This is a genomic window from Ramlibacter albus (genome assembly GCF_014297445.1).
Taxonomy (GTDB): Bacteria; Pseudomonadota; Gammaproteobacteria; order Burkholderiales; family Burkholderiaceae_C; genus Ramlibacter; species Ramlibacter albus.
In genome coordinates this window covers 414,019-428,757 of sequence record NZ_JACORU010000004.1, presented here as the reverse complement: position 1 = coordinate 428,757, position 14,739 = coordinate 414,019, and the positions used below count along the sequence as shown (strand labels likewise).

The 14,739-nt window shown below is 67.8% G+C and carries 14 protein-coding genes; 5 read left to right on the top strand and 9 right to left on the bottom strand.

The window, feature by feature from the left end:
- Positions 1–8: 8 nt before the first annotated feature.
- The 3 genes from H8R02_RS13795 to H8R02_RS13785 are packed head-to-tail and all read left to right on the top strand — an operon-like array spanning position 9 to position 3,114.
- The gene (locus H8R02_RS13795; RefSeq protein ID WP_187081997.1) at positions 9–1,220 is read left to right on the top strand and encodes an ABC transporter substrate-binding protein; all 1,212 of its coding nucleotides are present in this window, start codon (positions 9–11) and stop codon (positions 1,218–1,220) included.
- A gap of 23 nt (positions 1,221–1,243) precedes the next feature.
- Positions 1,244–2,131 carry a branched-chain amino acid ABC transporter permease gene (locus tag H8R02_RS13790; protein ID WP_187081996.1) on the top strand — a complete coding sequence of 296 codons (888 nt, stop codon included), beginning with the start codon at positions 1,244–1,246 and terminating at the stop codon, positions 2,129–2,131.
- A 56-nt stretch (positions 2,132–2,187) separates the two neighbouring features.
- Positions 2,188–3,114 (top strand): branched-chain amino acid ABC transporter permease, encoded by a 927-nt coding sequence (locus H8R02_RS13785; RefSeq protein ID WP_222622487.1) that lies wholly within the window; start codon positions 2,188–2,190, stop codon positions 3,112–3,114.
- A gap of 3 nt (positions 3,115–3,117) precedes the next feature.
- On the opposite strand, the gene H8R02_RS13780 is transcribed toward H8R02_RS13785, so the two are convergent.
- Both H8R02_RS13780 and H8R02_RS13775 read right to left on the bottom strand, forming a co-directional pair.
- Entirely contained in the window at positions 3,118–4,791 is a 1,674-nt protein-coding gene (locus H8R02_RS13780) for a hypothetical protein (protein WP_255429327.1), read from the bottom strand.
- A gap of 10 nt (positions 4,792–4,801) precedes the next feature.
- Entirely contained in the window at positions 4,802–6,259 is a 1,458-nt protein-coding gene (locus H8R02_RS13775; protein WP_187081994.1) for an MBL fold metallo-hydrolase, read from the bottom strand.
- Between the two features lie 123 nt (positions 6,260–6,382).
- Here H8R02_RS13775 and H8R02_RS13770 point away from each other — a divergent pair, with 123 nt between their 5' ends.
- Positions 6,383–7,156, top strand: a complete 774-nt coding sequence (locus H8R02_RS13770; RefSeq protein ID WP_187081993.1) for an SDR family NAD(P)-dependent oxidoreductase — start codon at positions 6,383–6,385, stop codon at positions 7,154–7,156.
- On the opposite strand, the gene H8R02_RS13765 is transcribed toward H8R02_RS13770, so the two are convergent.
- The 7 genes from H8R02_RS13765 to H8R02_RS13735 form a co-directional block, all read right to left on the bottom strand.
- Positions 7,153–8,034, bottom strand: coding sequence for a carbohydrate kinase family protein (locus H8R02_RS13765; RefSeq protein ID WP_187081992.1), 882 nt, complete (start codon positions 8,032–8,034; stop codon positions 7,153–7,155). The two genes, H8R02_RS13770 and H8R02_RS13765, sit on opposite strands and share 4 nt — an antisense overlap.
- An 18-nt stretch (positions 8,035–8,052) precedes the next feature.
- The gene (locus tag H8R02_RS13760) at positions 8,053–9,021 is read right to left on the bottom strand and encodes a DUF3426 domain-containing protein (protein WP_187081991.1); all 969 of its coding nucleotides are present in this window, start codon (positions 9,019–9,021) and stop codon (positions 8,053–8,055) included.
- A complete protein-coding gene (gene prmA / locus H8R02_RS13755) occupies positions 9,018–9,902 on the bottom strand; it encodes a 50S ribosomal protein L11 methyltransferase (RefSeq protein WP_187081990.1) in 885 nt (294 codons plus the stop codon). The genes H8R02_RS13760 and prmA overlap by 4 nt, the downstream gene beginning before the upstream one ends.
- An 88-nt stretch (positions 9,903–9,990) precedes the next feature.
- Positions 9,991–11,340: an acetyl-CoA carboxylase biotin carboxylase subunit gene (gene accC, locus H8R02_RS13750; protein ID WP_187081989.1), complete on the bottom strand. Its 1,350-nt coding sequence runs from the start codon at positions 11,338–11,340 to the stop codon at positions 9,991–9,993.
- Between the two features lie 7 nt (positions 11,341–11,347).
- On the bottom strand, positions 11,348–11,812 hold the full coding sequence (gene accB / locus H8R02_RS13745; protein ID WP_187081988.1) for an acetyl-CoA carboxylase biotin carboxyl carrier protein: 465 nt from the start codon (positions 11,810–11,812) through the stop codon (positions 11,348–11,350).
- A gap of 77 nt (positions 11,813–11,889) precedes the next feature.
- Positions 11,890–12,438, bottom strand: a complete 549-nt coding sequence (locus H8R02_RS13740) for a TlpA family protein disulfide reductase (protein ID WP_187081987.1) — start codon at positions 12,436–12,438, stop codon at positions 11,890–11,892.
- Complete coding sequence (locus tag H8R02_RS13735; protein ID WP_187081986.1) at positions 12,435–13,028, bottom strand: hypothetical protein; 594 nt, start codon at positions 13,026–13,028, stop codon at positions 12,435–12,437. Before H8R02_RS13735 ends, H8R02_RS13740 begins: the two co-directional genes overlap by 4 nt.
- Before the next feature lie 54 nt (positions 13,029–13,082).
- On the opposite strand from H8R02_RS13735, the gene H8R02_RS13730 reads away from it, so the two are divergent.
- Positions 13,083–14,711, top strand: a complete 1,629-nt coding sequence (locus H8R02_RS13730; protein WP_187081985.1) for a long-chain fatty acid--CoA ligase — start codon at positions 13,083–13,085, stop codon at positions 14,709–14,711.
- The last annotated feature ends 28 nt before the right edge of the window (positions 14,712–14,739 follow it).

Genomic DNA, 14,739 nt, shown 5'->3' with positions numbered 1-14,739 from the left:
GAGACGACATGAAACGCAAGCTCATTTCAACGCTGGTCGCTGCCACGCTCGCGGGCGCGGCCGGCCTGGCCCAGGCCCAGATCTCCGACGGGGTGATCAAGATCGGCATCATGAACGACATGTCCGGCCTGTACGCCGACATCGCCGGGCCGGGCTCGGTGACCGCCGCCCGCATGGCCGTGGAGGACTTCGGCGCCGCGCGCAAGAACATGAAGGTGGAGATCGTCAGCGCCGACCACCAGAACAAGCCCGACGTCGGCTCCACCATCGCCCGCACCTGGTACGACGTGGACAAGGTCGATGCCATCTTCGACGTGCCGACCAGCTCCGTGGCGCTGGCGGTCAACCAGATCACGAAGGAGAAGGGCAAGGCGTTCATCAACAGCGGCGCCGCCACCTCCGACCTCACGGGCAAGGCCTGCAGCCCGAACACGGTCCACTGGACCTACGACACTTGGATGCTGGCCAACGGCACCGGCAGCGCGATCGTGAAGACCGGCGGCGACTCCTGGTTCTTCCTGACCGCCGACTACGCCTTCGGCCATGCGCTTGAGCGCGACACCGAGGCGGTGGTCACCAAGTCCGGCGGCAAGGTGCTGGGCAAGGTGCGGCATCCGTTCCCCGGCCAGGACTTCAGCTCGTTCCTGCTGCAGGCGCAGTCGTCCAAGGCCAAGATCATCGGCCTGGCCAACGCCGGCGGCGACACCATCAACTCGATCAAGCAGGCGGCCGAGTTCGGCATCACCAAGGGCGGCCAGAACCTGGCGGGCCTGCTGGTGTTCATCACCGACGTGCACTCGTTAGGCCTGAACACGGCGCAGGGCCTGATCTTCACCGAGACCTTCTACTGGGACCTCAACGAGCAGACCCGCGCGTGGAGCCGCCGCTTCGCCGCGGCCAACAACGGCAAGTACCCCACGATGGTGCAGGCCGGCGTCTACTCCTCGGTCCTCCACTACCTGAAGGCCGTGGAAGCCGCCAAGACCGACGACGGCCCCAAGGTGATCGCGCAGATGAAGGCCATGCCCACGGACGACCCGCTGTTCGGCAAGGGCTCGATCCGCGCCGACGGCCGCAAGATCCACCCCGCCTACCTGGTGGAAGTGAAGAAGCCGGCCGAGTCCAAGGGCCCGTACGACTACTACAAGATCCGCGCGACGATCCCGGCCGACCAGGCCTTCCGTCCGCTCAACCAGGGCGAGTGCCCGCTCGTGAAGTAACCTGAAGCCGGCAGGCCGACAAGATGACCGAGATATTTGGCGTCCCCACCCAGGCCCTCTTCGGGCAGTTGCTGATCGGGCTGATCAACGGCTCGTTCTACGCGCTGCTCTCGCTGGGCCTGGCGGTCATCTTCGGCCTGCTGAACATCATCAACTTCACCCACGGCGCCCAGTACATGCTGGGCGCCTTCACGGCTTACCTGCTGCTGAACAAGGCGGGCATCGGCTACTGGTGGGCGCTGCTCATCGCGCCCGTCGTGGTGGGCGCCACCGGTGTCGTCATCGAGCGGCTGATGCTCTCCAAGCTGTACAAGCTGGACCACCTGTACGGCCTGCTGCTCACCTTCGGGCTGGCACTGATCATCCAGGGCCTGTTCCGCAACGAGTACGGCTCCTCGGGGCAGCCCTATGCCATCCCGCCGCAGCTGGTGGGCGGGCAGAACCTGGGCTTCATGTTCCTGCCGAACTACCGCGCCTGGATCATCGTGGCCTCGGCCCTGGTGTGCCTGGGCACCTGGTTCGTGATCGAACGCACGCGGCTGGGCGCGTACCTGCGCGCGGCCACCGAGAACCCGCAGCTCGTGCAGGCGTTCGGCATCAACGTGCCGCGCATGATCACGCTCACCTACGGCTTCGGCGCGGCCCTGGCCGCCCTGGCCGGCGTGATGGCCGCGCCGGTCTACCAGGTCAGCCCGCAGATGGGCGCAGACCTGATCATCGTCGTCTTCGCGGTCGTGGTGATCGGCGGGATGGGCTCCATCCTCGGCGCGATCGTCACGGGCTTCGGCCTGGGCATCATCGAGGGGCTGACCAAGGTGTTCTACCCCGAGGCGTCCAGCACGGTCATCTTCATCATCATGGCCATCGTCCTGCTGATCAAGCCGGCCGGCCTGTTCGGGACGCAGAAATGAACCACGCCGCTGCTTCCACGGCCGCCACGACCGCCACGCCCGCTGCCGGCGGCACCATGAACGCGCAGCGCACCGCCTTCGCGGTGATGGCGGTCGTCTTCGCGCTCGCGCCGCTGGTGGTCTACCCCGTCTTCATGATGAAGGTGATGTGCTTCGCGCTGTTCGCGTGCGCCTTCAACCTGCTCATCGGCCAGGGCGGCCTGCTGTCGTTCGGGCACGCGATGTTCCTCGGCAGCGCGGGCTACATTTCGGCCCACTCGGCCAAGGTCTGGGGCCTCACGCCCGAGCTGGCGATCCTGGCCGGTACGGCCACGGCCGGCGTGCTGGGCGTGTTCGCCGGGCTGCTGGCCATCCGCCGCCAGGGCATCTACTTCGCGATGATCACGCTGGCGCTGGCGCAGATGGTGTTCTTCTTCTGCCTGCAGGCGAAGTTCACCGGTGGCGAGGACGGCATCCAGTCCGTGCCGCGCGGGCGCCTGTTCGGGCTGGTGGACCTGTCGAGCCCCTGGGCGATGTACGCGGTGGTGTATGTCGTGTTCATCGCGGGCTTCCTGCTGATCTGGCGCACCGTCGAATCGCCGTTCGGCCAGGTCCTCAAGGCGATCCGCGAGAACGAGCCGCGCGCCATTTCGCTGGGTTACGACACCGATCGGTACAAGCTACTTGCATTCGTGCTGTCGGCCACGCTGGCGGGCTTGGCCGGCGCGACGAAGGCTCTGGTGTTCCAGCTCGCTTCGCTGACCGACGTGCACTGGTCGATGTCGGGCGAGGTCGTGCTCATGACGCTGCTGGGTGGCCTCGGCACGTTGTTCGGGCCCGTGGTGGGCGCGGCCGTGATCGTCACCATGCAGAACTACCTGGCGCAGCTCGGTGCCTGGGTGACCGTCGTGCAGGGCGCCATCTTCGTCGTCTGCGTGCTGGCGTTCCGCAAGGGCATCGTCGGCGAGCTGATTGCCTGGCGCGATCGCCGCAAGGCGAAGTAGGCCTCAGCGCTCGTCGGGCGCAGTCCGCCACACGGCGACGAGCGCCCCGAACTTCTGCTTCATCGTCAGGCGCTCGTCGGAGATCGCATCGAGGAAGTCCGAGAGCCGCTTGGACTTGGCGATCGTGTAGAACGTGAGCGCGATGGTCGGTACGAAGACCAGCATGAAGTAGACCAGCTTCATCGTGCGCGAGGCCTCGGCTTCGGCAATGAGGTTCATGCCGAGGAAGCCGGTGCTCACCGTGCCGATCAGCCCGAAGATCGTCACCACCGTCAGCCGCACGACGGTGTTCGCCTGCCGGCGCAGCGCATCGGCGTCGAGGTAGCTGTTCATGTCCGTGACGCGCTCCTTCACCTCCGCGTAGAGCGGGTCCAGCCCGAGGTGCTGCGAACACATGTGCCACAGCGCCCGCACGTGCGCCTGCTCCGAGATCTCGTGGAACCAGTAGCGGTGCGTGAAGCGCAGGAAGGACTCGAACGTGTTGCGGATGGCGCGCTTGAAGCGGCGCACGCTCGAAGGGCTGCCCACGTCCAGGTTCTGCAGCGCGTGCGCGAGCTTGTCCGAGAACATCAGCAGCGACGCCTTCTGGAAGTGCGCGATGAGGAACAGCATGAAGTGCTGGTGGCGGAACTGCGCGAGCACCCCGCGGTCGCGGCACATGTAGAAGCTGGCCTGCGCCTGCCCGATCACGATGAGCGAATGCCCGCTGCACAGGTAGCGCGTGTTCGGCGCCTCGCCGCCTTCGGCCCAGAAGCGGTCGTAGCAGAAGCGCTGCTCGAAGTCGCCGAGCGACTGCTCCGAGTACGGCATCACTTCGCCACCGCCCGCGGGGGCGACCAGCCCGAGCCGCGCGAAGTCCGCGCGCGTGAGCGAGCGCGGGTCGTCCAGCGCCAGCCATGCCATGAGCGGCATGCGGTAGTACTCGATCTGCCGGAAGCGAAGCTGCCCCGGCTCGCTCGAGTGGTCGCTCACCAGCGGCTGCAGCACGAAGGCCCAGTGGCCCGAGACGCGCGGTGCGCGGTGCTCGGCGACATGCGCGAGGAAGCGGTCGCCGTCCTGCGCATCGGAATGCGAGAGCACGTTGCCGGCCGCGTCGAGCCACTCGACACTGGCCATGCAGTGCATCGCGTGGCCCTGCTCGTCCCAGCCCGGCGGGTAGCCGCGGCCGAAGCGGTAGAGCTGCTCCTCGGCCTGGGTGAGCGACAGCTCCGTGGTGGCACTGACCTCCACATTGAGCAGCACGAGGTCGACGTCGAAGAAGAAGTAGAGGTCGACGTGCACGACGTCGAGCTCCAGCGGCGCATCGCCGGGCCGCGCGACCGTGCGCACCCTGGCGATGTCGAAGCGGCGGAACACCCGCATGGGCGCGCCGCCGCCCGGCTGGCTGCGCCCGGCGCGGCCCTCGCCGTAGAGGAAGCGCTGCACGTACGGCAGGAAGGCGACGAACTCGCGGTAGTGCCGTTCGTGGAAGTTGCCGGCGTCCCCCGTGTACTCGTCCACCACTTCGCGCCACGGGGACGCGTCGCCGAGGTCGCGCAGCACCTGCCACGGCGGGCCCTGCCCGGCCGTCGGCATCAGCCGCAGCGGCCAGAGCAGCACCTGCCGCAGCTGGCGCACCATGCCGGGCCCACCCGCTGCATCGGCGCGGTTGGCAGCGAGTGGCTCGGCGAGGTCCATGCGGCGCCCTTCAGCGCATCCCGATGGTCGTGCGCAGCTCGGCGAGCGGCACCACGCGGCCGTGCAGCGGCAGGATGCGGTCCACGTCCAGCTTCAGGCGCTGGATGTTCTCGTACAGGTTGACGTTGTTCGCGTTGGGCGTGGCGGGCGGCGCCGCGCCGGGCGCGAGCGGCGTGTAGGCGTCCGCTTCGATGAGCAGCCGCTCCTTGGGCAGCCACACCATGTTGAAGCCCTGCGCGTGCACGCTGTTCTCGATGTAGTAGACCTGCACCGGGCGCGCGGCATTGCCGATGTCGCGCATCGACGCCACGCCCATCACGTTGGCCCTGCGGCCGGACTTCTGCAGCGCATCGGGGTTGATGCTGTTCGGGACGGCAAACGTGCGGTCGTAGAAAGGCTTGGCCATTTCGCTGCTGACGATGGTGATGCCCTCGGCCGCCGCGGCGCGCAGGCCGCCTGCATGGTCGTAGTGGTGGTGGGAGTTGACGACGTAGCGGATCGGCTTGTTGGGCGCGATGCGCTTCGCCTCGGCCAGCACGGCCTGTGCGCGGCCGTCGTAAAGCGGGCTTTCCACCAGGATCGAGTGGTCCGCCATCTCGATGAGCACGCTGTTGTGCGAGCCGCCGGCGAGGAACCAGACGCCGTCCGCCACTTTCTCGGACGTGGCGCGCTCGGCGAACGAGCTCACGAGCGCCGGTACCTCGATGCCCGTGGGCGCGTTCGGCTGCACCTCGCTCACGTTGAGGTCGTAGATCATCGAGCCGCCCCACGTCTGCACGATGCGCGTCGGGAACTTCACGCCTGCGTAGTCGCGATAACCCGAGTAGGTGGTGACCACCTCCGTGTCGCCGCTCACCGGGTGCGGGTGGATCGAATCGACGCGCTCCACCATCCCGTCGGCGCCGATCCACGCAGTGGCCTTGAAGCGGCCCGGCTGCGTGAAGCTCACCGCCGTCTTGCCGCCTTCGCTGCGCGCCGTGGGGTTGTTCTTCATCGCCGCCTTGATCACGCCGTGCGGCGTGGTCCACAGGTCGTGGATGCGCTGGTCGAGCTGCACAGGGGCCGCCTGCGGTGCGGGGCCGACCATGTTCCATGCGTACTCACCCCGCACGTGGGCGGAGATGCGCTGCTCGCCCTGCCCCATCAGCGGCACTGCGCCGCCGCCCGTGGGCTCGGAGCGCGAACGCGCCGAGTCTTCCTTCATCGCGCCGGTCTCGTAGTCGAGCACCCGCGAGAACTGGGTGATGTTCAGTTTCGGCCAGCCCTGCCCCGGCACGAAGGCCTGGCCGAACGTGCCGCCGGTGCCGGTGGCCGCATAGCGCAGGCTCTTGAGGTTGGTGCCGCCCATGGCGGCGTCGGCGCGCTTGAGCTCGGCCTGCGGGTCCGGCCCGTAGCTCGCGCAAGACGCCAGCACGAGGGCCGCGAGCGCCGTGGACAACTGTCTGGATGCACCTGTGAACGCCTTCATCCGTGGTCTCCTTGGGGTTGTTGTCCGGCGGATGGTAGCCCTCCATGGCCGCGCTGTCATGCAGGTGATTGGCCGCCCGGCCCCGCCCCGCTAACCTCGGTTTTCCAACTCAGGTAAACCCCAATGAACGACCTCTTTTCGCTGCAGGGCCGCGTGGCCCTCGTCACGGGCGGCTCCCGCGGCATCGGCCGCATGATCGCCGCCGGCTACCTGCGGCAGGGCGCGGCCCGCGTCTACATCACCGCGCGCAAGGCGGAGCAATGCGCGGCGACGGCGCAGGAGCTGTCGAAGCCGGGGGGCGAATGCATCCCGCTGCCTTGCGACATCTCGACGATGGAGGGCACGAAAGCGCTCGCGGCCGAGATCGGCAAGCGCGAGAAGTCGCTCGACATCCTCGTGAACAACGCGGGCGCGGCGTGGGGCGAGCCCTTCGACACCTTTCCCGAGAAGGGCTGGGACAAGGTGGTGGACCTGAACATGAAGACGCCGTTCTTCCTGACGCAGGCTTTGCATGGCCTGCTCAAGGCCGCGGCGAAGGATCGGCCGGCGAAGGTGATCAACGTGGCGTCGATCGACGGCATCTCGGTCAACCCGTGGGAGACGTATTCCTATACGGCGAGCAAGGCGGGGCTGATCCACCTGACGAAGCGGATGGCGCTGCGGCTTGCGCAGGACAACATCATCGTCAGCGGCATCGCGCCCGGGCCGTTCCCGTCCGAGATGAACAAGGAAGCGCGGGACCACGGCGACGAAGTCGCGGGGCACGTACCGGCCGGCCGCATCGGGCGCGACGACGACATGGCGGGTGTGGCGATCTATCTCGCCTCGCGCGCGGGTGATTACGTGCTGGGCGAGACGATCGCCGTCGACGGCGGCGTGACGATCGCGCGCGGTTAGAGCGACCAGTTCTGCGGCCCGCGGCTCGCGATCTTGATCGCGCCGACCTTGTTGCCGAGCTCGGCGCATTTCGCGAGCGACCAGCCCTGCTCCAGGCCGTGCAGCAGCGCGCCGCGCCAGGCGTCGCCGCAGCCGGTGGGGTCGACGACTTCCTTTGCCTGCACGGGCGGCACGTGGGTTTTCTCCCCATCGACCCACACCTCGCAGCCCTCGTGGCCCAAGGTGACGACGAGGCCCTTGGTGCGGCGCGAAATCTCCGCGCTCGTGAGGCCCGTGCGCTCGTTGAGCATCTTGCCTTCGTAGTCGTTCACCGTCACCCAGGTCGCCTTGTCGATGAAGGCGGTGAGCTCATTGCCGTCGAACATCGGCAGCCCTTGCCCCGGGTCGAACACGAACGGGATGCCCGCGGCCTTGAACTGCTCCGCGTGCTGCAGCATCGCGTCGCGGCCATCCGGCGAAATGATGCCCAGCTTGATGTCGGACCGCGCCTCGATGCGAGTGACGTGCGCCTGCATCATTGCGCCGGGGTGGAACGCGGTGATCTGGTTGTTGTCCCGGTCCGTCATGATCATCGCCTGCGCCGTGTAGGTGCCTTCGACCTGCTTGACGAATTCGGTCGAGATGCCGAGCGTGCGCAGGCGTTGCAGGTAGTCCGCGCCGTCCGTACCGACGGTGGCCATCGGCAGCGGCGCGCCGCCCAGCGCCTTGAGCGAGTAGGCGATGTTGCCCGCGCAGCCGCCGAAGTCGCGCCGCAGCCCCGGCACGAGGAACGACACGTTCAGGATGTGCAGCTGGTCCGGCAGGATCTGGTCCGCGAAGCGGCCCTCGAAATTCATGATGGTGTCGAACGCGAAGGAACCGCAGATCAGGGCTGCCATGGAAGTCGGGTCTTTCTTTCAGGGGTAGAAGGCAAGCAAACGATAGCCGGAGATGCGGCCGTTGCCCGCCGTGGGCGCGACGGACAGCGTCACCGACGCCGCCCATTCTCCACTCGCCGGCAACACGGGCGCCGCGCCGAGGTCGGCGGGCGTGAGCACGCGCCGCACCACGGCCTGCTCCTGCGTGTCGGTGAGCGTGAGCTCCATCGCCGGAACGGCAATCGGCATGGCTGCCGCGTTCTTGAGCGTGAAGCTGAGTCGGTAGGTGTCGGGGCGAAGCTTGCTGAACGACGAGCTGTCGATCGCGACCGATTCGATCTGGCGCGCGGGGCCGACGCTGCACTGCAGGTACGCACACAGTTGCGTGAGCAGCGGCTTGAGCGCCGGCTCGGAAGCGGCGAGGCGATCGCGCTCCTGCACGGCCACCTGCACGGCAAGCACACCCGCCAGGGCGAGCAGCACCAGCACGAGGACGAAGCGCACCAGCGGCCGCGTCCAGAAGGCGCGTCGGCGCGCGTCGCGGATGAACGAGACTTCCTGCACCGGCTCGTCGGCCTGCGCAGTCTCGACCTGCGCGCGCCGCAATTCTTCCGGGCCGAAGACGGGGATCTCCTCGACTTCGATGCCGGCGGCCACTGGCACCTCGTCAGGCGCGGCTTCCGTGACGAAGGGTCGCGACGGCGGCGGTTCGAGGTCGGTGTCCGCGGCAACCGGTGCAGCCGGTTCGGCAACGCGCGAAGTCGGCGGCAGCGGTGCAGGCCGCGCAGGAACTGGCGAAACAGTCGGTGCCGCAACCCGCGCAGCTGCCGGCGGCGGCGAGGACGTTGCGGCCGGCGCTGCCACCGGCTCACCGCCCACCATGTGCGCCGGGGCATCGAACACCTGCGCGCAATGCCCGCAGCGCACCCAGCCGTCGGAGATCTTCAGCTGGTCCGCGACCACCTTGAACATCGTCCCGCAGGCGGGGCAGCAGGTGATCAGACTCATGGCTTGCGCGCGGTCATGAGGATCCAGCCGTCCTCGGTGTCGCTCACTTCGAGCTTGCAATGCGGCGCGTAGGCCGCCTTCAATTCGTCGGCCTGCCGCTCGAGGATGCCCGCCAGCACGAGGTGGCCGCCGGGTGCGACGTGCGACACGAGCAGCGGCGCGAGAACCTTCAAAGGCGTCGCGAGGATGTTCGCGAGCACCACGCCGTACTCGCCGCTCGCCTTGTCGGGCAGGCCCGCGTTCAGCGTGACACCGTTCGCCGCCGCATTGTCGTTCGTCGAGCGCACCGCGGCTTCGTCGATGTCCACCGCGTCGATTTCCGTTGCGCCGAACTTCGCCGCGCCGATGGCCAGGATGCCCGAGCCGCAACCGTAGTCCAGCACGCGCTGCCCGGCGAGCGCATGGCGCGCGATCCAGCGCAGGCACATGCGCGTGGTCGGGTGGGTGCCGGTGCCGAACGCGAGGCCGGGATCGAGGCGGATCACCTGCTTCGCCCCCTCCGGCGGCTCATGCCACGTCGGCACGATCCAGAATTCGGGCGTGATCTCCACGGGCGCGAACTGCGACTGCGTCAGGCGCACCCAGTCCTGCTCGGGCACCTCGGCGATCGCGAGCAGCTTGCAACCCGCGAAGAAATCCTGCGGCGCGAGCAAGCGCGCAGCTTCCTCGGCCTGTTCCTTGTCGGGGAAGAGGGCCAGCACCAGCGAGCGCTGCCAGCCCTCCTTGGGCGGCGGCATGCCCGGCTCGCCGAACAGCGCCTGTTCCGCCGGCGTCTGCGCGTCGGCATCCTCGACCGACACGCTCAACGCATCCAGCGCGTCCAGCGCCTCGCTGACCGGCTCGACGCGGTCTTCGGGGCACAGCAGGCGCAGCTCGTACATCAGCCGCCGCCGGGCCGCCCCAAGGCGGCTGAAGCCCCCTCGGGGGGCAGCGAACCTCGCGAAGCGGGGAGCGTGGGGGCCAACATTTCTAGCGTTTATGGTGCGACAGCCACTCTTCCAGGTAGTGGATGTTGGTGCCCCCGGCCATGAACTTGGCGTCCACCATCAGTTCGCGGTGCAGCGGGATGTTGGTCTTGATGCCTTCCACCACCGTCTCGGCCAGCGCGGTGCGCATGCGCGCCAGCGCCTGCTCGCGCGTGTCGCCGTGCACGATGATCTTGCCGATCATCGAGTCGTAGTTCGGCGGCACGAAGTAGTTGGTGTACACGTGCGAGTCCACGCGCACGCCCGGCCCGCCCGGCGGGTGCCACATCGTGATGCGGCCGGGGGACGGCACGAAGTTGTACGGGTCCTCGGCGTTCACGCGGCATTCGATGGCGTGGCCACGGATCTGGATGTCGCCCTGCTTGAAGGGTAGCTTCTCGCCGGCGGCCACCATGATCTGCGTCTTGACGATGTCCACGCCCGTGATCAGCTCGGTCACCGGGTGCTCCACCTGCACGCGCGTGTTCATCTCGATGAAATAGAACTCGCCGTTCTCGTACAGGAACTCGAACGTGCCTGCACCGCGGTAGCCGATCTTCTTGCACGCGTCGGCGCAGCGGGTGCCGATCCGCTCGATCAGCTTGCGCGGGATGCCCGGCGCCGGCGCTTCCTCGATCACCTTCTGGTGGCGCCGCTGCATGGAGCAGTCGCGCTCGCCCAGGTACACGGCGTTCTTGTGCTTGTCCGCCAGCACCTGGATCTCCACGTGCCGCGGGTTCTGCAGGAACTTCTCCATGTACACGGCCGGGTTGCTGAACGCCGCCTGCGCCTCCGCCTTGGTCATCTGCACCGCATTGACCAGCGCCGCCTCGGTGTGCACGACACGCATGCCGCGCCCGCCGCCGCCGCCCGCGGCCTTGATGATCACCGGGTAGCCGACGCTCTTGGCGATGCGGCGGATTTCGGTGGGGTTGTCCGGCAACTCGCCCTCGGAGCCGGGCACGCAGGGCACGCCCGCCTTGATCATGGCCTGCTTGGCCGAGACTTTGTCGCCCATGATGCGGATCGACTCGGGCGTGGGGCCGATGAACTGGAAGCCGCTTTTCTCCACCCGCTCGGCGAAGCCGGCGTTCTCGGACAGGAAGCCGTAGCCCGGGTGGATGGCCTCGGCGTCGGTCACTTCGGCCGCCGAGATGATGGCCGGCATGTTGAGGTACGACAGCGGCGAGGGCGCGGGCCCGATGCACACGGCCTCTTCGGCAAGCTTGACGTACTTGGCTTCGCGGTCGGCTTCGGAATAGACCATGACCGCCTTGACGCCCAGCTCGCTGCACGCCCGCTGGATGCGCAGGGCGATTTCGCCGCGATTGGCTACGAGGATCTTCTTGAACATGGGCCGCTTATTCGATGATGAAGAGCGGCTGCCCGTATTCCACTGCCTGGCCGTTCTCGCACAGGATCTTGGTGATCGTGCCCGACTTGTCCGCCTCGATCTCGTTGAGGATCTTCATGGCCTCGATGATGCAGATCGTCTCGCCTTCCTTGATGGCCTGGCCCACTTCGACGAACGGTTTCGCGCCGGGTGCGGAAGAGCGGTAAAAGGTGCCCACCATCGGCGACTTCACCGTGTGGCCGGCCGGCACCTCGGGAGCGGGTGCGGCCTGGGGGGCGGCCGCCGCGGGCTGCGGTGCGCCAACGGGCATCGCCGGCGGGGCGTGCATCGCCGCCGGGGCGGCCATCGGCTGTACCATCGCGCCGCCGCCCTTGACGATGCGTACCTTGCCTTCGGCCTCCGTGATCTCGAGCTCCGAGACATTGGACTCCGAGACCAGGTCGATCAGGGTCTTGAGCTTGCGCAGGTCCATGCCATCTCCGATGTTGTTCTGGAAAGGATGGCGAATTTACAGCAAAAAACTGTAAGTTCCGGCTTTTCGCACGATTATTATTTTATTTGCGCCCACGCCTTCAGGTCGTCGGGCGAGACGCGGCCCATTCTACGATGGCGGGCGCTCCCATCGGCGCCGAAGACCACGGTGAAGGGAAGGCCCCCCGCCATGTTACCCAAGCCGCGCGAGAGGTCGGTACCTTCCAGCCCCGCGAGGCCGATCGGGAAGGTGACCGGCTGCTTGCCCAGGAACGACCGGACCGCGCTCGGCTGGTCGATCGCCAAACCGAGCACTTGCCAGCCGTTGGGCTGGTTTTGTTTGTAGAAGGCGTCGAGAAGCGGGAACTCCTCGATGCAGGGCGGGCACCAGGTTGCCCAGAAATTGAGCAGCAGCGGCTTGCCCTTGAAGGCCGACATCGGCAGCGCCTGCCCTTGCGGCGACTGGAAATTCATCGCCCAGAATGCGGCGACCTCCGGGCTTTCGGCGTCGCCACGCGCGCGCCACAGGCCAAGGGCCAGCCCGCCGAGCGCGCCGACCACGCCCGCTCCGATGGCGAGCTTGCGGCGTGAGATTCCGGCCGATGGGGCGGCAGCGGCTTCGCTCATTCGTCGCCCTCGGCCAGCAAAGCGCGCACGGCCGCCACATCGCCGCGCGGCGTGCGGCCGCGCGAGTCGGGCTTGAGCGCGCCGCGCACGTCGTCGTGGTCGTAGATCAAGAGGTGGACTCCGATGGTTTCGCCCAGCTCGCGGCTCATGCTGGAAAAGCTCAGGGCCTCGACCGGCTGGCCGTTGAAGCCGGTCACGGTGCGGGCTTCGTAATCGACCTTATTTTCGATCAACGCGATCTCGGCCGACTTGGGGTCGTCGCAAAAGAGTTGCAGGTAGATGTCCGACAGGCGCGTCGCCGTGCCGTGCCACACCGCGCCACCGAGGTAGGGGCGGAATTCCGCGAGCCGCTCCATCCAGGTGATGGCCAGGCGCCGCAGGGCCTGCAGCTCGCGCGGCTGCGTGTCGGCGCAGAACACGGAGATGTATTCCTTGACCGCGTCTTCGACCGCGTCGTTGTCCGGCAGCGCGGCGCGGGCGTTCAGCCCCAGTTGCCTGACCGCGCGCTTCTTTGCGGGCCCGTATTCGAGCCCTTCTTCCACGACGAGCCGCGCCGCCGTGGCGGCGATCTCCGATTGGGTGTTATCCATGTGGCCCCATTGTCCCTCGCGCCGGTAGAGTCTTCAGGCAAAGGAGCCCTTGCCATGAAGAGCACGATGATGGAGGTCCCGCTGTCGCTCAACCATTTGCTGGAGCGCGCGGGCCAGGTCTTCCACGGCAACGAGATCGTCTCGCGCCTGCCCGACAAGAGCCTGAAGCGCCACACGTACGGCGAGTTCTACCGGCGCACGCGCTCGCTCGCGTCGGCATTGCAGAAGCTGGGGCTGAAGAAGGGCGATCGCGTCGCCACGCTGTGCTGGAACCACCATGCGCACCTGGAGTGCTACTTCGGCATCCCGGCCGCGGGTGGCGTGATGCACACGCTCAACCTGCGCCTCTCCGCCGACGAGATCGGCTGGATCGCGGGCGACGCCGACGACCGATTCCTCGTGGTGGACGACGTGCTGCTGCCGCTGTACCGCCAGTTCGCGGGCGCGCATCGCTTCGAGAAGGTCATCGTGTTCCCCTTCTCCGGCGCGGCCGTACCGGGTGAGTTCGCCAACTACGAGTCCCTGCTTGCCGAAGCAGACCCCGACGGCTTCGAGTACGCCGGGCACGACGAGAACGACCCCGTGGCCATGTGCTACACGTCCGGCACGACCGGCCGGCCCAAGGGCGTCGCCTACTCGCATCGCAGCACCGTGCTGCACACGCTGGTGGCCAGCCTCGGCGACTTCTGGGGGCTGCGCGGCACGGACGTCGTCATGCCCGTCACGCCGATGTTCCACGCCAACTCCTGGGGGATGCCGTACGGCGCCGTGATGATGGGCGTGAAGCTCGTCTTCCCCGGCCCGCACCTGCACCCCGACGACCTGCTCGACCTGATGCAGGTGGAGCCGCCCACGCTGTCGCTCGGCGTGCCGACGATCTGGATGTCGCTGATCCAGACCTACGACGCGGCGCAGAAGGAAGACTCGCCCAACCGCGGCCGCTGGAAGCTGCCCAAGGGCATGCGCTCGCTGGTCGGCGGCGCAGCGGTGCCGGAGGCGCTGATCCGCGCGTTCGACAGGCACGGCATCTGGATCCTGCAGGGCTGGGGCATGACGGAGACCTCGCCCGTCTGCACCATCTCCTACCCCCGCCGCGAGCTCGGCGACGCGAGCGCGGACGAGAAGTACCGCCGCGCGGCGATGGCGGGCGTGCCCGTCCCGCTGGTGGACCTGCGCGTGTGGGGCGACGGCGGCGAGCAGCCGTGGGACGGCAAGAGCGTGGGCGAGATCCAGGTTCGCGGGCCCTTCATCACCGGCAGTTACCACGAGGTACCGGTCACGGAAGAGAAGTTCACCCGCGACGGCTGGCTGCGCACGGGCGACGTCGCGTCGGTGGACGACCTCGGCTTCGTGCGAATCACGGACCGCACCAAGGACCTCATCAAGAGCGGCGGCGAATGGATCAGCTCGGTGGACCTGGAGAACGCGCTCATGGCGCACCCGGCCGTTGCCGAGGCGGCCGTCATCGCCATCCCCGACGAGAAGTGGAGCGAACGGCCTCTCGCGTGCGTCGTGCTCAAGCCGGGCGCAGTCGTCGAAACCCGTGAATTCGACACGCACCTGCTCAATCGCAGCTTCGCCAAGTGGCAGCTGCCCGAGCGGTACGAATTCATCGAGGCGGTGCCGCGCACCTCGACCGGCAAGTTCTGGAAACTGAAACTTCGCGAACGCTTCCCGAAATAATCCGGTCGGCAGGGCCGGGATAATCCCG